This window comes from Paenibacillus peoriae, from assembly GCF_022531965.1.
Classification (GTDB): Bacteria; Bacillota; Bacilli; order Paenibacillales; family Paenibacillaceae; genus Paenibacillus; species Paenibacillus polymyxa_D.
On the sequence record NZ_CP092831.1, the window covers coordinates 3,605,712 to 3,628,454 of the forward strand.

Here is a 22,743-nt window from a genome sequence, read left to right on the forward strand (position 1 = left end):
TCTCCCTCTTTCAGCCTCGTGGAATCAGAATATGCGGTAACCTGCCCATTTGTAAGCAAGTCGATAAGATATCAGAATGAGAATCATACTGATAACGGATTTGAACAAGCCGATAGCGGTGGCAAAGCCCATTTCCCCATTGATTAACGCTGTCCGGTAGACGAATGTATCAATAATATCGCCTTTTTGGTAAACCAGTGGATTATAAAGGTTGAAAATCTGGTCAAAACCGGCATTCAGTACATTGCCAAGTGCAAGCGTTCCAACAACGACTACCATCGGAATTAACGAAGGTACAGTGATGTGTAGCGTCTGTCTCCAGCGGCTCGCTCCATCCATTTCAGAAGCCTCATACAACGAAGGATTAATACCCGCCAGTGCAGCGAGAAATACGATGGTGTTGTAGCCGAACTCCTTCCATATATCTGAAACAATGACAGTAAATCGAAACCAGTTATTATCTCCCAGAAAAAAGATAGGCTGGATCCCGAAACTACCGAGAATACGGTTCATAAATCCATCTGTAGCCAACAGGTCAATCAGAATTCCGCCCAAGATGACCCACGACAGAAAGTGTGGTAGATAAACCAGTGTCTGAATGGATCGCTGAAGTCCGACCTTGCGAATTTCATTCAGCAGTATAGCAAAAACAAACGGAACCACCAGATTGAAAAACATCTTTAACACAGCAATAATTAGTGTATTCCAGACAACTTGAAGACTGTCCTCCCGTTGAAACAAAAAGCGGAAGTTATCCAGTCCAACCCACTCGGAACCCGTTATGCCTAGCCAAGGCTTGTAATTTTGAAAGGCCATCACGATGCCGCCCATCGGAATGTAGCTGAATACAATTAAGAAAATGATGGCTGGCAGCAGCATGATATGAAATGGCCACGTACGTTGCAGACTTCTCATTGCAGTTCCTCCTGTAACTTTCATTCATGGTATACTTCAATTATAAAAGCGTTTTCGCAGTCCCGACAGTTCAAAAAACCAACATACATGGCACAAAAGCAATCATTTTTTTAAGCTCGCCAAACGAATAAAACTTTTTTTCAAATACGCCATGATAGCGCATTCATTTCCACTCGATACGGGTGAAACTGTAGTAAAAAGGCTGCCCACCTCGGGACAGCCTTCCTACTCTGTTACAACATCATTGGTTTTTACTTTTCGACGCTTTTATACCATTCGTTTACTTCATTTGTAATTTGTTCGCCACCCGCTGTTTTCCACGTCTGCACAAAGGTATCAAAAGCAGAGATCGGCTGCTTGCCATAAATAATTTCATTGAAGGTCTGACTTTCAATTTTATCCAGATAGTCCTTTTTAGCCTTCATGGTTGGCGTAGTTGGACCTGTGAACTGATCTTTCATGGAGATATCCTTCTGTTCCATAAGCACTTTGGCAGCTGCAGGAGTACCTTTCCCGTAGTTCACCATTACATCTTTCTCCAGACGGGTCTTCGGTTCTGCGCCGTTAGCCAAACTTAGCAAAGCCTTCATTTGGGCATCAGGTATACGCGCACCATCACGAACCAGCAAATAACGAATAGAGTTTACATAACCGCCTGGTATTTTATCGATAGACATTAGCTTTCCGTCCGCATCCAAATCATAATCGTAGCCCTTAAACAGCCCATTCGACAAATCGCTATCCGGTTTGGCATTAGCATAATGGTCAAACAAATAGTTTTGATAAGTGAAAAAAGCTTCAGGATGCTGCATTTGTTTGTTGATTAGTACAACACCATTGGTGTATTGCGTACCGTGACGCATGGCTTTGTTGTCAGGACCTGCTGGAATCTTAATCGGCTTCCATATGGCACCCGGCGCATTTTTGACTGTATCCTGAAGCGGCCAGCCGCTCATCCAATATGGCCCAGGAATCATGCCGGCTGTTCCTGCGACTGTAGGTTCTGCCGTTTTATTTTCATCCCACAATGCTGCTTCCTGAGGGATATATCCCTTTTTGAGCCACTCGCTCAGCTTTTGCAAACCCGGCTTCATGCCAGGCTGCACGGAGCCATATTCCAAACTGCCATTCGCGCCTTTGTTCCACTGCTGAGGTAGTGTGCCATATGCCCCGAAAATCCAGGACGGGTCACCCATCCAAGTGTTCATGGATGTTTTAAAACCGATACTGAGCGGAACCACTTTGTTCGGAGCCAGTCCGTCCGGATTTTTATTTTTAAAGGCATCCATCACTTTTTCCAGATCATCCATCGTCTCAGGAGCCTTCATACCCAGCTTATCCAACCAATCTTGTCGTACCCACAATACATAATCATGGTTATAGGCGAAATCAAGCACAGGAATACCCATTTTCTTACCATCTCGGCTATACTGATTCCATACATTCGTATCCTGATTCATCGCCTGCTTCCAGGAATCCGAAGCGTACTTGTCAAACAACGGACCAGCCTCTGCAAACATACCGGAATCGATCATGTCCTGTGCCAGTTGCTCATTTTCCGTCCCCAGTACAACGACGTCCGGCATCTCCTGACCGGAGGACATAGCCAAACGCAGCTTCGTAGCAAATGCACCATTCGTATCCGTGACGGACCAGAGTGATTTGATATTAATACCGAATTTCTCTTTAGCCCATTTGGTCGCAATGTTATTTTCGATAGATTCACCATTTTTAAATTTTAAGGCGGGATCTACACCCCATACCGTGGAAATTGTGACTTCTGGATTGTATTTTTCTTTGTATACGTTTTCAGTTTTAGCTGTGCCGTCCGCATTCCCATCATTTTCCGCACCTGAGCAGCCCACAAGGCCAACTCCTAATACCATAGTTGCGGCGAGCAACGACAACAGCTTTTTCTTCGAATGAACTCGCATATTGTTCCCCCTCTAGAAATCATTTTCTACTCTTTTATTATAGAAGGGCTTTTCTTCACAGCCTATGTCACAAAATAAATATTTCTGCACCTTTCCCAACTGATCTTTACTGATTTCGTCTTTACTGGTCCCATCTCTACTGATCTCGAAATTCGTGCGGAGTCATTCCGTAATGCTTTTTGAACATTTTACTGAAATATTGGGGATTCTGGTAGCCTAGTTCCGTCGTAATTTCGTATATTTTTTTGTTGGAATATTTGAGCAAATAAAGAGCCCGCTCCATTCTCATTCGGATAATATAGTCACCCAGACCTTCTCCGGTTTCAGCTTTATAAATTTTAGACAGATAGACTGGATGAAGATAAACCTGATCAGCAATCGTCTTAACAGACAGCTCCTGGCCTTTATCCTGGGAGATGAGCTCCTGAACCTGCTTGACCACATAACTTTTAGCGCTTTGTTCGCTTGCGGACCATTCAGATTTAAGTTTGTTCATCATGGAAAATATCCACTCTTTGAGGTGGGGGAACGAATGAACCATTTTCTGCGCATGTAACGGATCGAAGCCTACTTGATCCATCTGTGTAATGAAACGTCCTTGTTTGTGCGCTGTATACATAAAGGCGCTCGTCACCGAAATAAACAGCTCATATAAATGCTCGCGTGTATATCCCACCTCTTCCATTTTTCCAAATACACGGCTCACTTTCGCTTCAGCCTCGTCCCATTGCCTGGATTCGAGCAGATGAGTAAGCGTAGGGTGCATATAAAGCCCCTCTAGTGACTTAACTGAACTGTGTGGCTGTTCTGTCTGTTCTTCTATGAATAGCAGTGCATCCGTTTCCTCCTGATGATTCCAGTATAAAGATCTAATCGCTGTCTGATATAGCTTAGGCAGTTCCTCTGGAAACTTAAACCATCCGGTTAATGCAACGTAAATTTCCCCTTTCAAGTAATTGCTTACATTTTTTCGAAAGGCCTCAATCGCCGCACTCAAAAAACGATTCTGCTCATCCACACTCCGCTCAGGAAATGAATTCCAATCCCCTTCTATTAATACAATTAAGCAGTCATGCGGCGCTTTGCAATGCCAAACGTGAAAATCAGGTGCGAACACTTCTTCGGCAATATTTCCAATCGCATACTCAATTAAGGAGACTGAATGATAGTCCATATCAGAAAAATGCTTTCCTAGCTGAATAAGCAGCATACTGGCAGGATGTCCCGTACGTAGCTTGATTTCGTACTCGGACATTTTGCTCTCTATTTTTGGTACTGGTAAATCACGCCCGAGTAGCAAATCATGCATCAAATGGGTCCGCAGTACACCAAAATCGTTTCTGCGGCTATATTGTAATTGATGAACCTTGTCAAATGCTTCCCATTCTTCCTTTAGCGAATCCATGGCGGCTGACACACATTTGATAAACTCTTCATCATCCACCGGCTTTAAAATGTAATCAAAAGCCTTAAGCTGAAGCGCTTTTTTAGCATATTCAAAATCGGCATAGCCTGTCAGTAACAAACTTCGGATATGCGGCCATCGCTCGTTTACTTCAACAATCAACTCCAGTCCCGTCATACCAGGCATACGAATATCTGTTACCAGAATATCAATATCGTACGCTTCCAGCACATCCACTGCTGCTAATGCGGAAACCGCTTGATGAACCCTCTCGATGCCTAGCGTCTCCCACGGAATGGTAGCTGCCAGACTTTCTGTTACATAACTCTCATCATCTACTAGTAATATCTGAACCATCTGGTCCCTCCGTTTTAACTATATTCGAATCTGGCGAAGGCTCAATTAAACCATTCGCATGCTCTCCTTCTGTTGAGATCGACCATTTTAATACTGCACGCAATCCTCCCAATGGAGACAAAGAGAACTCCAGTCCGGCATCTTCCCCAAAATGTAATCGCATGCGGTGATGCACATTCCACAAACCGTATCCATGATCCTCTTCCACAGGCTTGTCAAGCGTTGATGTCAGGGCAGCTATAGCCTCTCTACTCAAACCGAGTCCGTTATCATCCACAATCAGGTACATATACGAGCCAACACGCTCAGTCAAAATATGAATTAGACCCTCCTCCGCTTGAGGCTCTATTCCGTGCAGCACCGCATTTTCCACCAGTGGCTGCACTATAAGCGGCGGAATCGGCAGACTGCTGGCCTGCGAAGAAACATGAACTAAGAACGTTAGCCTTGGCATACGCATCTGCTGTATCCTCAGATAATATTGAACAAACTCGACTTCTTCTGACAATGGAACCAAATCCCGCTCCTGTCTTGTCGTATACCGATAATACCTGGATAAATTATGAGCCATAGCCACGACCGCCTCATGATTGCGCAGCTTCGCCATACTTGTGATAAACGAAAAACAATTATAAAAAAAATGTGGATTGATTTGTGACTGGAGCTGCTTTAGTCGCGCTTCCTTGACATGTAGCTGCTCAACATACACCTTCTCAAACAGCTCCTGAATCTGTTCGACCATCTGATTGAATTGACTAGACAGGAAAGCAAACTCGTGACTCCCCCTTAGACTTAATCGAACAGCATAGTCTCCGTCCTTTAGTCTCCTAAATGCCCGCACAAGCTGAAGAATCGGCACTTGTACCTGTGAATGAAGCAAGTAAGCGCCAATCAGGCCTACCAGCAGCGAGCCAACAACCGTTATATAAAACAGTCGATTCGATGAGTAAATCGGAGACATCATATCGGACAAAGGCATGTAATCAATCAAATACCAACCCGTCGTTTGCGAAAGAACGGCATGAACCAGGTAGCTTTCTTCTCCAATTTTCACAGTCAGATTGTCAACTTCATGGAGTCCCATTTTTTCTAATTTTGAAATCAGCTGTCCAGACAGCTCTTCATTGGCAGTACGATTATAGATCGCTCCTACGCCTTTTTTATAATAAAAAGGCTCCTTGCGTCCATCACCTTTGAAGCGGTCAAGCATATCCTGAATATTACTGCTGTCAAATTCAACCTTAATAATCGTGTTAGCAGTTTCTGGATTACCAAGTGAAGAAAACGGGGATAATGTATACAATGAAAATATAAATTGGTCTTTCCCGTATGATCTTTTTTTGGATACCTGCCAGCCGTCTTTTATCAGCTGATTTAGTTTTTTCTGGTCATATAAACCTGCTCCATTTTCCGATACAACCCGTCCAAGCGAAGGAGAATAGATACTCAGTCCGGTTCTCCAATTAGAAGAGCTTTCCTGAAGCCCAAGCTTGGTTTGAATCCGTTTGACAAGGTTAATTCCATCCAGATTGAGAACTTTGTCCTTCAAAAAAATCGCTTGAAAACTGGCTACATCAGGATCATGAATCAGCAGATGCGGCCAGGAGGAAATCATTTCAATATTCGTATTCACCTGGTTTTGAAAAAAAGTCAGCTGATTATAATTAGATTGATTCAGCTCCTCACGTAGTACACCTGTCGTTGTCTGATTAGAATAGACATACAGGATCAGCAGAGGTATAAGCAATACGATAACGATGGAGACGATTTTAGTATAAAAATTAAATTTAAACATGAGTTCTACACATCCTCTGCACAAGAAACAGGATACTTAATTGGTATGCCTGAGCCCTGACCTTTGTTGCCGTCAGTACATACACTACATTATCAATGGTTGGCGGTGATAATATGTTTGATGCTAAGCAAATGGAATGGTTTAACCAACTATCCGCTGAAGACTTGGCCATTTTAGGTGCCGGCTTCAATACACTAGGTGATTTTTTTGATTTTCTGGCGTTGGTTAAGGCCAAACAGGAAACATCTAAGGAGCTAAAAGGTAAAAACACGAAATCAAAAACTATTTAATAACGAATTTTACACGAGTTCCATCCTCATACTCATCCAATTGATGACTAACCCATGATCCTGCCCCACGATTATCCTTAGGGGCTATGTATTTGACATTTGCACCTTTGCCTCCTTCTGAACACATAGCCATCGGCCATTCATCACGATCGTATCCCTTACGAGTGGGAACACCTGTAAGCGAATGCTTGCGATTTTGCTCGGCTCCTTCACGGTCAATTGTGCATACTGGTGATTTTCCCGCCTGAATGGCTTCCTTAATATGCTGCGCCGTTTCAGGGTAACGACCTGACGGGAATTGCAGCGTTACCTGAGCCGCCGAGGAAGGCGGGTTCTCTCCTGTTATTTTCGTAAGAAGATTGCCTCCTTCAAACCAGTACGCGCCCGCAGCTAGCAGAACTAAAGCTATAAAACTTAGCAACTTTTTCTTCAATTTCTCTCTTCCCTTCAAGCTATTCCAATAGATGCCTTCAACTAAGGTGATCCCCGGATTTTATTTTTTGTAACCCCTTACTAACTATAAAAAAAGGTTGAATATTGGACGACAAATAGTATAGAGAGGAGGTTGCACGAATGAACGATGAGATCAAACTGGCCGTGAGCCAAATGCAAGCCGTTGTAGTCCGGTTACTGAATGGAAGTACCGTAATTGGCTGGCCTAAGCTCCTATCTGACCAAGAAACTCAGCAATTCAAGCTCTATGATGACGAACACGTATATACGATTTCTGTTAATGACGTGGATACAGTCGCAAGAGTTATTGTATAAGATACAGGAAGCGACTTAATGAGACATCCAGCGGACAAGCCCAAACAAGGCACACCACAGAAGAAGACTAATCAGAATCCCCCAAAATAAACCTTTAAAAAGCTTCATACCATACTGACAACCTTTCCGACTGGGCTTTTCCCCATTATAACATGTCAGAAAGACAGCTGTCGCAGCTTGCTCTTGCATCATCTTCGTATCATATATTTTAAATTTTAAAATCACAATACAAAGGAAAATAATGAAATTTCCGAAAATTATGCCTGATCACCATTGAAAATGCAATCATGACATAATAAAAGTCACATTTTAATCAAAATTTAATGAAAGTTTTCCGAAAATGATGTATAATTATTGACATAACAAAACGCACGAGGTGATCATCATGGCATTATTAAACAGAGTTCATGAATTAAAATTGCAACTGCCTAACGAGCATCATAGCATTTCCCAATACGTGGAGCATGCATTGCATTCGATTGACAGTTTTGTGGAGCAACATCGTCAATTTATAGCCGCTCAGGCTCTATATGGTGAAAAGATCAATGGTACGGAAGAAAGACTGTTCCGAGACACAATTTCTGAGATTAAAGCCCAACTGGTAGCTACTTTGGAAAAGACAGTTGAAGACTTCGCACACAAAGGCGATAAACATTGGAAAAATCATTATCAGGACGGCGTAGAATAAGCTGAAAATAACCCCCGGTCTTTGGACCGGGGGTTTATTTGTTGGTATACGCCGGATGTGGCAATGTACGTAGACTATTTTAACACTTTGGCAGATGTCGTTACCTTCTTACCACCATAGACTACTTTAATACTGGAGCTTCCACTATCCAAGGCCTTCACCTGACCGCCAGTAACCTGTACGATCGACGGTTTGGAGGATGTCCATACCGCAGAATTGGTTACATTCGTAGTCGCACCTGAATCATAAACAGCACTCACGCTAAGGACTTGAGATGAGCCCTTAGGCAACTTCAGGTTTTTATTGCTCAATACCAGCTTGAGCAGCTTAGGTGTAACCTTAATCTCCACGTTAAACGACTTATCCTGGTACGTACCTGTAATGGTTGCTGTTCCAATTCCAACAGCTTTAATGGAAGACCCTTTTACGACCACTACAGAAGCATTCGATGTTGTCCATTTCACTTTACTGCTCAGGGTAACTTTTTTACCATCCGTATATATGCCGACGACTTTGATGGACTTACTTCCCTTCAAATTCATCTCAGCATTCGAAAAGCTTGGTGTCAATGTAGAAATAGCTCCCTCCACAATGACAGGTACTTTCACATATTTATTCATATACATAGCTTTGATTCCAGAGTTACCGCCACTCACCGCTTTTACTTTACCATTTGCTACTGTAACTGCGGCTGTTGTACCTACCCAGCTTACCTGATTGGTAATATCCAGTATTCCACCACCAGCCATGTGGGCTTTTACTGTCGGAATACTTGCTTCTTGGCCTGCAACCAGTACATATTTTTTCTCAGAAGCCGTCAGCTTGAGCACTTTATATTGCACAGTCACTGGAATATCCAGTTTGAGCGCACCTACCGTTGCTGTCAATGTTGCACTGCCTGGGTTCACTGCAACCAGCTTACCATTTGCTATTTTAACTGCACTTTCACTGCTTAAGCTCCATTTTACATCGGATTGAACTGCTTTTTTTGCTCCATTGACCAAATAAGCAGATATACTCGGAAGAGAAGTTTTGCCTCCTGTTTCGAGAGTCAGACTGGCTTTGCTTGAAACCAGTTTTTCAACCGTCGGAAGTACATTAATCTTCAGAGTCTTGCTCAAACCATGATAGGACGCTGTAATCGTCGAATTGCCTGCATCCATCGGTGTGATTTTACCTTGCTCGACTGTGGCAACCAGCGGATTGGAGGAAGTCCATTCTGCCGTGTTGGTCACATCTGTTTTGCTGCCAGTCAGGTTGACATCAGTTGCACTAACCTGAATGGGGGAGCTACCTAAAAAGACCGATTTGGACCCAGTTGCACTCAATACCAATGCCTGGGAAGAAGAGCGCACATACACAATCGTTTGTGCTTTGAGTTCATCTTTGCTTGCTTTAATGTAAGTCACGCCTTTGGCAAGTGGACGAATAAGACCATCTTTAACGGTAGCAACAGCCGCATTCGAAGAAGTCCATTCGACACCGGATACATTTTCCGTCCCACCTCCAGTAAGAACACCTTGAGCAGTCAATTGCTTCGATTCTCCGCCAATCGTCAGATTCAGTGGACCCGTCGGATTTAATTGCAGCTTGCTGTAAGGCGATTTTACTGTAATCGTTGTACTTACCGTTTGCTGCTCATATGTAGCAACAATCTTAATCTGCCCTTTTGACACAGGAGTAATGAGTCCCTTATCTACCTTTAAAATACTTGAATCCCCAGAGATCCATTCTGCCTTTTGTGTAACATCTTCCTTGCCCTTTTCTGTCAATGACCACACTTTTAATTGAGCGGGGCTTCCACCCAGATTCAATGTAGTCGGATTTTGACTATCCCACTCTACCGTGGAGGTCTTGCTCTCCTCAGCCCGGATCAAACCTGCTGGCCATGCTGCAAATACAAACATCAGCAACGCAAGTAAGAAGGTACTCCGTTTGCTCATACGTTTCATACGTTCCATTCGTTTCGCTCCCTTTGTTTCATTCTATAAAACAGGGTATTATTAACAATCCCATTATCTTTTATCGGTAAGCAGTTAACTAAATTGAACCCTTCATCAAAAAAAGGTGAATTATTACAGTTAAAGTTCTCCACGCAGTGACCTTACCACAAACAAATGCTCTTCCTTAGATAAGGTTTGTCCATCTTCAAGAATTACATCGTGTGCCGAGTGACTAACCAGCTTTACATTATAAGCAATCAGCTGATCCTCTCTCCAAATCGTCACCGCCGACTGAAAATGAATGGCATTATCAAACTGTAACGGAACGCTCATTACATAACCAGTAGCGTTCAGCTTCGCCGGATGGCGGCTTCTACGCTCACGCCCCGGAGGAAACATGGTAATATGCGTAATATTTTCAAAAGGAATAGCCAGCATTTTCGGGCCTAAAATAACACACTTTCGTATCTCATCCCATTTTTCAAGCGTGCCGCGCACCTTCTGGGTATGACCATTGTTGCCGTGATATAAAATGACCTGACGTCCCTTCCATTGACGCATGTCCTCACCTCCAGTGCTAGCGGCTATGAATCTCCCACCGAATCGGTTCCATTCCATGCTCCTGCAAAAATGCATTGGTACGCGAAAAAGGTTTGCTGCCAAAAAAACCTCTGTGAGCCGCCAATGGACTCGGATGAACGGATTTCAGCACCAAATGCTTGCTGGTATTCACGAAGCTTGCTTTTTTCTGAGCATGGCTCCCCCACAAAATAAACACTGCTGGCTGCTCGCGCTCATTAATCGCTTCAATGACAGCATCCGTGAAACGTTCCCAACCTATTCCCTGGTGAGATTGCGGTTGTCCTTCACGAACGGTTAACACGTTGTTCAGCAGCAGCACACCTTGCTCAGCCCAAGGAACGAGGTATCCCTGATTCGGAATGGGAGTACCGATATCATCGCGAAGCTCCTTGTATATATTTAATAGAGACGGTGGCGTTCGCACACCAGGTCTAACAGAAAAGCTTAAACCGTGAGCTTGTCCCTCTCCATGATATGGATCCTGTCCCAATATAACCGCTTTGGTCAGATGAAATGGCGTTAATTTGAGTGCGGAAAACAAGTCTTCTTTTGGAGGATATACCTTATGTAACTTGTACTCTCGGGCTAACGTATACCTTAAATCATTAAAGTATGGCTTTTCGACCTCTTCTCGTAGTACATCATCCCAGTCATTCCCAAACATACTCCTGTCTCCTCTCAATATGTAAATCAGTGAAAACGGTAAGCTTTTTGATCCAAAAAAATAAGCTTAACTCCTCATCCGGAGCCAGCTTATTTATTCGTTACCTGTGTTATATGCCGAAGGACCAGGAAAATATCCTTACGGTAATCAGCTACCGCAGGTCTAAATTCGATTTCCTTATTATAACATTAACGATAATGATGTCAAGTAACTGAAAGCTTAATTCCCTCTGAAGAAAAGCTCTTTATTGCTGTATTTGTTACGATTTTGTATGAGTATTCAAGTATTCCAATGCATTATATAACATAACAGCAGCTTCGGCACGTGTAATCTCGCTTTTTGGATAAAACTTTTCATTTGCATCCAAGGTATTGACCTTGTAGACTAGCGAGCGTTGAATGCTACCTTGGTAAGAAGGCTCCAGTTCGCTGTCATCCGCAATATTCGCAGGTGCGATTTTAATCATCGGAAGAGCGCCTGCTTTTTCCATGCCCTGAATCAGCATATGGGTGAACTGTTCCTTAGTCAGAGCTTTGGCAGGATCAATATCCTTTGGAATAACCACACCATTATAATGAGCGTTGATAAAAGCTTCAGCGTACCATGCAGTATCCTTAACATGGGTAAACAGTCTACTGACCTGTGGCTCCTTGTTCAAATCAATGGCGGCCAAACTGAGCTGGAGTCCGCCGGAGATCAACTGAATGCCTTGGGCAGCGGTGACTTTAGATGACGGGAGAAACTGCGTGTCAGAGGCACCTTTGAGTAGACCCTGATCTTTAAGGGATATAATTTTTTCTTTACCGCTTACGTTATTCAAATCCTTAAATTTGTGGTCTGCCGCAAACATTTGACCTCCAACGGAAAAGGACAATATGGCTACAGTTGTAATGGCTGCAAATGCACCTTTTCTCATACTCATGTTAAGTTCCACCTTGTAGTTGAATTAGGCCGCTTGGCCATTAACAACTTCATTGACGTAGTATAAGCTGGAAAGGTTGCAGGCAGACGCTGTTGCTTCTTATGCTACGTGCCTTCCTTTTTAATATAATACCTTCTCCAGACTGCGTGCCAACTCATCATCGGGAAGGGGCTTGCGATGCGTATTCTCTAGGTAGATATATTTCTCTGTTTCTGGCATTAAATATTGTTTGGACCACAGGAACATATCCGGACTGTCTCCCTGAAGACGAAGAAATCTCCGTACAGTGTCCGCATGTGAAATAGTATTATCCAGATTGGTTAACCAATCTGCCCGGTAGAAATGCTCCCATCTTCCAGTTCCTGCGAGCGATAAAGCTTCTTTACCCATCCGGTAGCTCCAAACGGCATGAGAAGCTTGTATAAATGCTCGTGGATAATCTTTTTCAAGGAACAGCCCATAAGCGCTACATAAGCTTGCCAGTCCACGTGAGCCACTCAGATGCAGTTCAATCTGCACAAGCAGTTGATTATACAGCCTTCGACATTCATCTTCTGACAACTGCTTCATGATTCGTAGACACCGCTCTCGCAGTTCAACCCAGTCCGGGATTACCGACTCGGCTTTTTCCTTGAACCAGCGAACCTGTTCAGGAAAAGGCCTTTCTCCAGTAGCCCAGTACAGCCGTTCATCACTGCCTTCTTTGCCTTGTAGCCAATACCCCATAATTTGCCGAGCTGGATGGTGATAGAATTCCTCCCCTGCTCGATCATCCTTATGCGGGCCATAAACGATAGTGCAACGGGAATAATCCCGGTATAATTGGGAAATCTCTTGAAGCTGACTACTGTACAGCCGTCCGATAAAATCAGTAAGCTGCTCTTCAGCATCCACTTCACCCTTCATCCATAAATTTGCTACTAAATCCAGCGTATATACATGCGGCAAAATATTACCTGAATTGACCAGCAGGTACTCGTCCGCCCCTGAAGTAAACGCTGTTGTTAATTCCTCTACAATTAAGCTGGCTGAGGAGGGAAGTTGGGTAAGATGGTTCGACGCTTGCAAATCGTGGAAGGTCACATGGTAATATACTCCATTCTTGTCCCCATCCTGCGCCTCAGGCAATGCTGGTACACGATAATTAAGATTCCCATGGCGCCGAGATACCATTTTACCGTAACCATTGTCCGCCCATACTTTAATCACCCCTTCGGGTACTTCCATATGCCCCTGCTTGTATAACTCGGCAATCTCACCATACATCGCCATACAGCACACAGGATGCTCCACAAATTCACAGATCATATTGTACTGCTTGCGAACCACATACGAGATTAATTGTCCGCGTTTGTCCGGCGTATTAAAGGAAGGATCATCTTCCCAAAAAGGCTTGTCACCCTGCCCGCGAAAAGATAATACCCATACAATCTTTTCTTCCTTTTGCCGTTCAATCGCTTCCTGCCACAGCTGTTCAAACAACTCGGGATGCTCTCTGTAGCTAGCTTGTTTACCCGGAAAGGCGCGCAAAAACATCTCCGCCCCCAACGGTTCAGCATGATGATGTGTGATCCATAAACCCATGTCTGCTGCAAGCTTATGATGGATACCTGTGCGTGGTAAATCGGTTCCGGGAATCACCATATTTCCACCACAGCGCAGTAACGCTTCAAAAACGGGCTGCCACACCTGCTCCGTCGGTGGATAATCATCTTTCCAGCCAATCAAGCATACCTCATCATTGACAAACCATCCCCGATATCGGACCTTGGACGGTATACTGTCAACATTCTGGCTCGGTATTACTATGGTATCCCGCTTAGGCGGGAGGAGCTCCGCCCAGAACCAGAACGGCTCCACACCCAGAGCGAAACGGCTGTAATGAAGCAGTCCATAAATAATTCCTAATTCATCACGGCCAATAATATGGAGTACCGTTCCCTTGCTACCAGCAACAAAACGCAGACAATAGCCCTCTGGCCAATGCGGACAGCTATCTCCTTCCTGCGCACAACGGATAATGATCGAGGGCTCTACTTCTGTTTGCAATGGCTCGTTGCCAAACACTTGCTTATGATCTCGCGCAATCATGTTCCAAGCGTGGGCAATGGGCACACTTTCATCAGTTTGAAGATTGTATCCGCTTTCAGATGAAATAGTCAGAGGTTCACAGGCTTTCATTTATTGTCATCTCCTATTTTTTTCAACTATGAGGATTCTTCTTGTCTTTATTTTATAGGTTGTCAACATACATATAAAGCTGTACCAACGTAAATATAGCTTTTTTTCGGTAAATCATTTGAGAGTTGAAGCTTCATTTGAGAAAGAAAAAAGTAAGGAACAGGAGAGAAATAAGAAAGACTTGACTGCTACACTAAAAATGTTCCAAAAAACAGACTGCTCTTAAAGATTCAAGCGCAGCAAAAAGGAGACTTGATATGAAATTGAAAAAACGATTTGCCTCTTTGTTCCTGTTGGCATTGATGGCATTTATCCCGGTCCAGGCATATGCTTCTGGGGCCGTTCCAACCACTCCCTCTGGAATCCCGATTTCCGAAATCGAAAACAGAACAGATCAAATTATGAAAAAATATATAGGAACAGCGATTCCTGGTGCTGCGGTTTCCATAGTAAAGGACGGAAAAATTGTTTTTTCAAAAGGTTACGGATACGCAAACATCGAGAAACAAACACCCATGAGTACGGAAACAACCTATATGGAGGCCGGTTCCGTATCGAAATTGTTCACCTGGACGGCAGTAATGCAACTGGTTGAGCAAGGAAAGCTGGATTTGAATACGGACATCCGCACATACTTGCCTGACGGCTTTCTCAAGCCTTCTTTTGATAAGCCTATTACCCTGAAATCACTGATGAGCCACACGACAGGTTTTGAGGAGCGCCTGGAAAAACTTTTGGTTCATGATCCTGCTGATCTTAGGCCTCTCAAGGAGCATGTCGCACCCGGAAACCAGCCTCAACAGATTTATGAGCCTGGAACAGTGATTGCTTATTCCAACTATGGGACCAACCTGGCCGGTTATATTATAGAACGTGTATCCGGAATGCCTTTTGAAACCTATATTCAGAAACATATATTTGAGCCTCTAGACATGAAACATTCTTACTTTACACAACGGTATGATCTTATTCCAGAGGTTATCGAACATAAAGCAACAGGCTACTCCAAGAAGGATGGAAACTGGGTGGCAAAGCCGAATGTTTTCTTTAATGATGTGCCGGCTGGTGCGTTAAACATTACTTCGGAGGACATGGCTCATTTTATGCTTGCTCATATGAACATGGACCATTCCTTAAAATATTCGCTGTTCAACAAGAATGAAACCTTGCGAGAAATGCATGAGGCTTCGTATACCCACTATCCCGAGCTTCCGGGGAATGCCCATGGCTTTTGGGAACGGTTTGCGGGAGATTATCGTGTTATCGAGCACGGTGGAAATACAGATTCATTCTCCTCTCTGGTCTCTATCGTGCCGGATCAAAACTTTGGGATCAGTATTCTGACTAATGTGGAAAATGAAATGTCCGGGGCAAGAAGCGAACTCATTGACCTGTTTGTCGGGGGTTCCCACGCTACTCCGCAAGCGGACAGCACGTTGAAGCATAGCGCGGATGTGGAGGGAAAATACCGTTCTGCTCGCGCAGTATCATCTGGTATATTGAAGCTTATACCCGTATTATCCAATGCGGAAGAAGTGGTCACAGCCAACGGCAATGGCGGAATCACTCTGAGTATTCCATCCATGAATATTCATGTTGATTATGTAGAAACCAAACCCTATTTTTTTGAACGCGTGACTCCCGGGAGCACTCCTTATGATCACGCGGGCCTAAACATCAGCCGTCTTTTTTTCTTAACCAATGCCGATGGTAAAGTGACGCAGTTGTCATATGGAGTGATCGATGACCAATTGCCGATATCCTTCCTGCAAACATCCATCTTCAGTTATATTCTGGTCGGGGGATGCGGTATTTGGTTTACGCTTGGGTCTATTTTCGGTATTATTGGATGGCTGCGGAAGCTCAAGGACGCAAGAAAGCAGAAGAGTGCTTCGCGGCTTCCCTTGCCTGACAGTGTAACCGTAATCCCCTTGCTGGGTCTGCTTGTGATCGTCAATCTCATTGCTTCAAGCATCCAATTGATAGGCGCCCCCTATCAGCCTATGTCCAATTTCAATTTCAATATTATCCTTTTCTGGGTACTTGGGCTTGCCTTTGTACCGGCTGCCTATCTTGCTGTAAGAAAATGTAACGTTTCGGAGGCTACATTGTTAAGAAAGGTATACACCGCGACGCTGATTCTTTCGTTTTTAGCTATTTCGTTTTTCTTGTATTCCTATAATTTCTATTTTTTCGCATAGATCTACTTAATTTTATCCTTTTTATAGCATAGATAGCCTCCACGATATATTTCGAGTCGAAACATAGAAAAGGCCGTCAATAGACGGTCTTTTTTATTCTCTTCTCTATGAACACTCTTATTCATATTTCATAAACTACTAGTGTAGCAAATATGTCTACAGAAAGAGGGTTAATTCAAATGAAACCAAAGAAAAGTGGAAAAGGCGCAGCCCCTGTCATATCCTCCCACACTTTCTCAATCTCAGGAAATTAGGTAACTGTTTCCAGAGATTTAGTGTTCCGTGTTACAGTAGAGGATACCTTCGCCACAATTCTTTTAGATGATGTATCGATATCCTTATTAAGAACATAAATTACTTCGTATTGTAGGCATTTAGTCGTAAACTCTCGCAAGAGCAACTTGATGGCGCGATTGATACACCGTAGCTTGCCAAAACAAAAACGCCTCCCCGTATGTTAACGGTGAGGCAGAAGGATTAATTCCTTACTGCTCTTTTTGCCTTCTACTAAATACAAATTCGTTATCCGCCGACCACTAGGTTAGCGGGTAAAAGGATACACTGTATACATTCTTAATGACTCTCAGGTTCTGAATAAGCTTGGACTACTTTTTTATGAGTAGTACCTTAGGTTTAAACTGTTCCATCCGTTCCCGCTCCTCACTATGAATTAACAGAACATGGTTATGAAGAAAAATTCGTGATAATATCTATGTCATAGTAAGTAGATATGAATTAATTGTTTGGAGGGATAATTTTGACTAAAATTCACCAAAAGTTGACTGAATTAATTGGAAATACTCCTTTGCTAGCACTGTTGAACTACAGCCAAATCCAAAATATTGAGGCAAACGTGGTAGCTAAGTTGGAATATTTCAATCCGGCTGGTAGCGTTAAGGACCGCATTGGATATGCTATGATTAAAGACGCTGAGGAGAAAGGCTTAATCAATAAAGACTCCGTTATTATCGAACCAACAAGTGGAAATACTGGAATCGGACTTGCATTTGCAGCTGCGGCTCTTGGATATAAACTTATAATTACACTTCCTGAAACGTTTAGTATCGAACGTCGCAAGCTTTTGACTGCGTTCGGTGCTGAGCTTGTGTTAACACCGGGATCCGAGGGGATGAAAGGCGCTATCAAGCGTGCTGAACTATTGGCTGCCGAAACACCAAACTCTTTCATACCACAGCAGTTTAGCAATCCTGCCAATCCAGAAATCCACCGCAAAACTACAGCTGTAGAAATCTGGCATGATACGGATGGCGGTGTAGATATTTTTATTGCGGGCGTAGGTACAGGTGGGACTATTTCGGGCGTTGGCCAGGGATTGAAGGAACGAAAACCTTCTGTAAAAGTGATAGCCGTCGAACCGTTCGATTCACCAGTGCTGTCTGGCGGTACTCCAGGTTCACATCAACTACAAGGACTCGGTGCTGGTTTCATTCCAAATAACTTTAATGAAGAATATGTGGATGAGGTTTTCAAAGTTAAAAACGAAGATGCATTTGAAACTGCACGCCTGCTTGCCAAAACAGAAGGGCTGCTTGTTGGTATTTCTTCTGGGGCTGCGGTTTATGCAGCAACACAAATTGCAAAGCTTCCAGAAAACAAAGGCAAGACGATCGTGGTCATATTACCTGATACAGGTGAGCGTTATTTGTCCACTCCGCTTTTCTCAGACGTAGAATAATAACAAAAGAGGCAGGAATCCAGCTTCCTCTTTTGTTAATTTTCCAAGTACACAAGCAAGAGCGCATAGAATTGTTTCATTAACCTGAATTGATTTCTTTCTTCGCTAGCGGTCCATTTTTTTGCACAACAAATGGACCGTTAGCGAAGAAAAAGTTACCTTTGCCCAGCCCGATGTTGTTGTAGCTCATCAGGCTTTTTCTGTAAAAGTGAGCTTCTCCGTAGTAGTTTTGTACCACTCTGTAAGCCTCTTTCTTTAACTTGATGCGGGTGTAACGCATCATCATCAGGAAGTCTTCGATTGCGATATGAGGATTGATCTGCTCAGCTAAAACACTAGCATCAAATGCTCCTAGAAAGACTTCGGCTGAATTGTCGTAGATAAGGCAGCTGAGACATTTCTTGTTTGTTGAATAACATCAGTAGAATATTTACTACCCTTAGATTTTTGCTAGATACTTGCTGAAAATGATATCCTCCAACTTGATCCAACTAAAATCATCCTCGCCACGAAACAGTTTCACTTCCCTGCGAGTAGTATTTATAGACGTGATTACACCTGTGAGTTCTTCGTCATCGAATGGGCTAAAAACCACTAGTGTTATAGGTTGACGTGTGTTGTAGGACTCTATAAGCGCTTGCTCGATCAACTGGACTTCCTGATCGTCAAGTTCCGGCTTGCCTCTCCGCTGACGGTCTTTCATGAGTTTTAAGTATGCTTCCTTGTGTTCTGGTATGATAATCCTGCTGCTTTCCCATAAGCCGTTACCTTCTAATTTTTTCGACATGTATGTAGCCTCCTGATGTATTATGTAGAAATTATATTCCGAACATACGTTCTAGACAAGGCTTTTTGCATACCGAATCCAAAACTTTTGTCCTAGAAAAATATTCCTAGGTCTGATAGACTAGACGAAAATACAAAATCAGGGGGATAAAATGAAAATTTTGGAGCATTAAAATTGGCTAACCACCGCATATTCACCTGGTTAGATCAAGTTTTGAATAATGATTAAGTTTCTTTCCCTCAAATTCATCTCCTATATTGTTCCATACGATTGTATCGACATTATTCCATGCATCTTTCGAATTGTCATACCGCTAGTCTCCATAAAATAAGTTTTAGACGGACTTTGAAATTGGAACAGTGACAACCAGTACGAGAAAATAATGTCCTAGACTGTCGCTGTTCCATTGAACTAACGTATCCCGTTAGCGGAATAACATATACGAAATTCTGATATTTTTGTACATTAGTCTTAATGTTTGATTTTCCTTGAAGTCTTTAAATAGAAATTGTAGTCTGGTGCAATGTGTAGGTTAGTAATATTACGTTGTCTATACCTACTATGTATTTCTAAAAATCTCATATATCTTCTTATTCTCTATATCGAATTTGCGTCTAACCTATTTTACCGATTTCGGCGGTAAACCATCTGTTGGCGGGAGTGATAAAGAAGTCGATAGTAGAGCTTGACCGACCGAATATAAAATACGCCGTCGTTATGCCCCTCGTGCATCTTGTCTATTTTGATGTCGTTTTATTCTGAATGCGGACATATGTGTCTCGATTGCATGAAACGACGGTTAATCACAGCAGAAACCGACATCCGCCCTCAAATAAAGGACGCGATGTCGGCTTTAAACTTAACGACCAAACTCCTTATTGATTATTTTATTGTGAGCCGGCTCCACTTCCGGAGCTACCGAGTTGATGCACGTTACCAAAATATGCTGCCCGCCTAGAGATCCGAAGGCTCTCGATTCAAATCCGAAAGTACCGCCGGCATGCCCCCAGTATGATTGCCCGTCAGCTGTTTTTATTTCATAAATCCCTAGTCCGACTTTACCTATAGGTGAATCTACTGTCGTGAGCATCTGGTTCATTATCTCTTGATTTAGAAGCTTTCCGCCCAACAGCGAACTGAAGAAGGTGGTCAAATCTTTAGTTGTTGAGACTATATCTCCAGCTGCATTTGCCCATGATTGATTCATTTCTGTTAAATCATACAAATGACCCGATCTATCCATATTATATCCTGTGGCATGCTTACCTGGAATATCGTGACTATTTTCCATTACAAATGTCCCTGTCATACCGAGCGGTTCGATCAACCGTTTCCTGATCTGCTCCGCATACGTCTCTCCTGTTACCTTCTGAATAATTTGAGCGGCTAGTATAGTATTCATGTTCGAATAATTCCAGCCCTTCCCTGGCGCATATACAGGCGGCTTTGCTAGTCCCATGCTGATAAGCTCGTCGGACGAATAGTAACGGAATGGATTTTGAGGCAAGGTAATATCTCGAAAATCAAGATCAGTATAGCTCGCAAGCCCGCTTGTATGGTTCAATAACTGACGAATCGTAATTTTGTTGCCGTCATACCCATTACCCTTTATGACCCCTGGCAGCCATTTTTCGACCGAATCATCCAGGTTCAATTTTTTCTCCTGAGCCAACTGCAATACAACGGTAGCAGTGAATGTCTTCGTGATGCTTCCAATACGGAATGAAAAATCCGGCTCCACCGGGCGTGGTACTTCGAAACTGGCTGTACCCGTAGCGTAGGACCAGCGTTCCCCATCCTGTAGCCCGCCTGCTACGACACTTGGGACTCTTTTGTTGGTAACTACCTGATCCATGACGCGTTTGACTTCTTCCCGATGCTTACTTTTCTTTTCTTTCTCTTGATAGGTTGCCGTCTGACCCGCTGCGTGGACAGTTCCATAAGCAGGGAATATCAGTGTACCCGCCAATATAGCTGTTAAAGTAAGTGCAACTCCTTTTTGAATGGTGAATGATTTCATAACGCATCGCTCCTATTATTTTAGAATGTTGTGCTGCTTTACCCCCTCACCTTACCCCCGATATTGTTAAATCGAACAGTGATAAAACCGCCAAGCTTTTGATGACATCGTACTTGGACCTGTCACATATACCGCATGACAAACTGTCAACTGTCTTATATGACGTGCTTGCTAAGCTACGTTCTAACCGCTGTTACCCCACCCTCTTTCGCTTGACGGACGCGTTTGACTTCTTCCCGATGCTTGCTTTTCTTTTCTTTCTCGTTGAGTTCTTTTTTGGTTTCTTTTGCGAATTCCGACGCTAAAATATTGTCGATATGTTTAACCGCATCTCCCAGTACATTGATATTTATCGAGATGACATGTTGACCGTCCTCCGTTCCGCCTGCGAAGTTGGTGAATCCAGGAATACCTCCTGCATGTCCCCATACGATGGTGCCGTCCGGTAGCTTTGTTTGGTGTATGCCAAGTCCATACTTTCCAAATGGGGAGTCGGCTGTGCTGGTCACCATCTCTTTCTGCATCTCCGGTATCAACAGCTTTCCACCCAATAAGGCGCGAAAAAACGTCGTCATGTCTTCCCCTGTCGAGATCATGTCTCCGGCGGCGTTAGCAAACGATGGGTTAAGCACAGTAATATCTACTAATTTACTTCCAATGTCCAAGTAGCCGCGGGCATTTTTTTTCGGAATATCCGTCGAGCTGCCGGGGAGGAACGTTTCTTTAAGTTGAAGCGGTTCAATAATTCGTTTCTTAATCTGCTCCGCATATGTTTCCCCGGTGACTTTCTTGATAATGAGGCCAATAATCGCGTAATTCGTGTTCGAGTATACCCACCCTGTTACCGGCTTTAACTCCAAGCCACGGGCGATTAACTGCTCAGCTGTATAATTTTCGCCAGGATTTGTGAGTAATTTAGTCCTGAATTCTGGAGTCAAGTAGTCTGGAAGTCCGCTTGTATGATTTAGCAATTGACGAATCTTAATTTTATTGCCGTCGTGCCCATTGCCCTGTATGAGCCCCGGCAGCCATTTCTCCACCGTATCATCAAGGGACAGCTTCTTCTCGCCAGCAAGCTGCAAGGCAACCGTAGCGACAAACGTCTTCGTTGTACTTCCGATCCGGAAAGAGAAGTCGGCGTGCATCTTATGGTTTCTTTCGATATTCCCTTCACCGGAAGCATATGACCAACTCGCATCTCCTTTCTTCACGGTAACGACAACGCCTGGAATATTGTCGGTATTGGCAGCTTTATCGATTGCTTGATAGGTTGCCGTCTGACCCGCTGCGTGGACAGTTCCATAAGCAGGGAATATCAGTGTACCCGCCAATATAGCTGTTAAAGTAAGTGCAACTCCTTTTCGAATGGTGAATGATTTCATAACGCATCGCTCCTATTATTTTAGAATGTTGTTCTGCTTTACCCCCTCACCTTACCTCCGATATTGTTAAATCGAACAGTGATAAAACCGCCAAGCTTTTGATGACATCGTACTTGGACCTGTCACATATACCGCATGACAAACTGTCAACTGTCTTATATGACGTGCTTGCTAAGCTACGTTCTAACCGCTGTTACCCCACCCTCTTTCGCT

At 43.5% G+C, this 22,743-nt stretch carries 18 protein-coding genes and 1 pseudogene; 5 read left to right on the plus strand and 14 right to left on the minus strand.

Annotated elements, in window-relative coordinates; genetic code table 11:
- Positions 1 to 24 precede the first annotated feature (24 nt).
- From MLD56_RS15825 to MLD56_RS15840, 4 genes are all read right to left on the minus strand, one after another.
- Positions 25 to 915: an ABC transporter permease gene (locus MLD56_RS15825; protein WP_029517681.1), complete on the minus strand. Its 891-nt coding sequence runs from the start codon at positions 913 to 915 to the stop codon at positions 25 to 27.
- Positions 916 to 1,166: 251 nt separating this feature from the next.
- Positions 1,167 to 2,849, minus strand: coding sequence for a type 2 periplasmic-binding domain-containing protein (locus MLD56_RS15830; RefSeq protein WP_029517682.1), 1,683 nt, complete (start codon positions 2,847 to 2,849; stop codon positions 1,167 to 1,169).
- 136 nt (positions 2,850 to 2,985) lie between these two features.
- Positions 2,986 to 4,611: a response regulator transcription factor gene (locus tag MLD56_RS15835; RefSeq protein WP_029517683.1), complete on the minus strand. Its 1,626-nt coding sequence runs from the start codon at positions 4,609 to 4,611 to the stop codon at positions 2,986 to 2,988.
- Positions 4,586 to 6,406, minus strand: a complete 1,821-nt coding sequence (locus MLD56_RS15840; RefSeq protein ID WP_029517684.1) for a sensor histidine kinase — start codon at positions 6,404 to 6,406, stop codon at positions 4,586 to 4,588. The genes MLD56_RS15835 and MLD56_RS15840 overlap by 26 nt, the downstream gene beginning before the upstream one ends.
- Before the next feature lie 113 nt (positions 6,407 to 6,519).
- On the opposite strand from MLD56_RS15840, the gene MLD56_RS15845 reads away from it, so the two are divergent.
- On the plus strand, positions 6,520 to 6,696 hold the full coding sequence (locus MLD56_RS15845) for a hypothetical protein (protein WP_176715684.1): 177 nt from the start codon (positions 6,520 to 6,522) through the stop codon (positions 6,694 to 6,696).
- Here the strand turns inward: MLD56_RS15845 and MLD56_RS15850 are convergent.
- The gene (locus MLD56_RS15850; protein WP_029517685.1) at positions 6,689 to 7,129 is read right to left on the minus strand and encodes a NucA/NucB deoxyribonuclease domain-containing protein; all 441 of its coding nucleotides are present in this window, start codon (positions 7,127 to 7,129) and stop codon (positions 6,689 to 6,691) included. The genes MLD56_RS15845 and MLD56_RS15850 overlap by 8 nt on opposite strands.
- 140 nt (positions 7,130 to 7,269) lie before the next feature.
- Here MLD56_RS15850 and MLD56_RS15855 point away from each other — a divergent pair, with 140 nt between their 5' ends.
- On the plus strand, positions 7,270 to 7,464 hold the full coding sequence (locus MLD56_RS15855; RefSeq protein WP_029517686.1) for a hypothetical protein: 195 nt from the start codon (positions 7,270 to 7,272) through the stop codon (positions 7,462 to 7,464).
- Positions 7,465 to 7,849: 385 nt separating this feature from the next.
- A complete protein-coding gene (locus tag MLD56_RS15860) occupies positions 7,850 to 8,152 on the plus strand; it encodes a hypothetical protein (RefSeq protein ID WP_013310964.1) in 303 nt (100 codons plus the stop codon).
- A gap of 74 nt (positions 8,153 to 8,226) precedes the next feature.
- On the opposite strand, the gene MLD56_RS15865 is transcribed toward MLD56_RS15860, so the two are convergent.
- From MLD56_RS15865 to MLD56_RS15885, 5 genes are all read right to left on the minus strand, one after another.
- Positions 8,227 to 10,113: a hypothetical protein gene (locus MLD56_RS15865; protein ID WP_029517687.1), complete on the minus strand. Its 1,887-nt coding sequence runs from the start codon at positions 10,111 to 10,113 to the stop codon at positions 8,227 to 8,229.
- A 120-nt stretch (positions 10,114 to 10,233) separates the two neighbouring features.
- Positions 10,234 to 10,656 carry a YolD-like family protein gene (locus MLD56_RS15870; RefSeq protein ID WP_029517688.1) on the minus strand — a complete coding sequence of 141 codons (423 nt, stop codon included), beginning with the start codon at positions 10,654 to 10,656 and terminating at the stop codon, positions 10,234 to 10,236.
- Between the two features lie 16 nt (positions 10,657 to 10,672).
- A complete protein-coding gene (locus tag MLD56_RS15875; RefSeq protein WP_029517689.1) occupies positions 10,673 to 11,341 on the minus strand; it encodes a uracil-DNA glycosylase in 669 nt (222 codons plus the stop codon).
- A gap of 259 nt (positions 11,342 to 11,600) precedes the next feature.
- On the minus strand, positions 11,601 to 12,263 hold the full coding sequence (locus MLD56_RS15880) for an S-layer homology domain-containing protein (RefSeq protein ID WP_029517690.1): 663 nt from the start codon (positions 12,261 to 12,263) through the stop codon (positions 11,601 to 11,603).
- Positions 12,264 to 12,383: 120 nt separating this feature from the next.
- Entirely contained in the window at positions 12,384 to 14,444 is a 2,061-nt protein-coding gene (locus tag MLD56_RS15885) for a glycosyl hydrolase 115 family protein (RefSeq protein WP_029517691.1), read from the minus strand.
- A gap of 257 nt (positions 14,445 to 14,701) precedes the next feature.
- Here MLD56_RS15885 and MLD56_RS15890 point away from each other — a divergent pair, with 257 nt between their 5' ends.
- Both MLD56_RS15890 and cysK read left to right on the plus strand, forming a co-directional pair.
- On the plus strand, positions 14,702 to 16,645 hold the full coding sequence (locus tag MLD56_RS15890) for a serine hydrolase domain-containing protein (protein ID WP_241113304.1): 1,944 nt from the start codon (positions 14,702 to 14,704) through the stop codon (positions 16,643 to 16,645).
- A 757-nt stretch (positions 16,646 to 17,402) separates the two neighbouring features.
- Entirely contained in the window at positions 17,403 to 18,341 is a 939-nt protein-coding gene (cysK, locus tag MLD56_RS15895) for a cysteine synthase A (protein WP_029517693.1), read from the plus strand.
- Between the two features lie 79 nt (positions 18,342 to 18,420).
- Here the strand turns inward: cysK and MLD56_RS15900 are convergent, their stop codons facing one another.
- The 4 genes and pseudogenes from MLD56_RS15900 to MLD56_RS15915 all read right to left on the minus strand — a co-directional run.
- Positions 18,421 to 18,579 (minus strand): hypothetical protein, encoded by a 159-nt coding sequence (locus tag MLD56_RS15900; protein WP_241113305.1) that lies wholly within the window; start codon positions 18,577 to 18,579, stop codon positions 18,421 to 18,423.
- A gap of 201 nt (positions 18,580 to 18,780) precedes the next feature.
- The gene (locus MLD56_RS15905) at positions 18,781 to 19,128 is read right to left on the minus strand and encodes a YolD-like family protein (RefSeq protein ID WP_029517694.1); all 348 of its coding nucleotides are present in this window, start codon (positions 19,126 to 19,128) and stop codon (positions 18,781 to 18,783) included.
- Positions 19,129 to 19,987: 859 nt separating this feature from the next.
- Positions 19,988 to 21,148: a serine hydrolase domain-containing protein gene (locus tag MLD56_RS15910; RefSeq protein WP_241113306.1), complete on the minus strand. Its 1,161-nt coding sequence runs from the start codon at positions 21,146 to 21,148 to the stop codon at positions 19,988 to 19,990.
- A gap of 218 nt (positions 21,149 to 21,366) precedes the next feature.
- Positions 21,367 to 22,530: pseudogene (locus MLD56_RS15915) on the minus strand (serine hydrolase domain-containing protein); the annotation flags it as partial.
- Positions 22,531 to 22,743 lie beyond the last annotated feature (213 nt).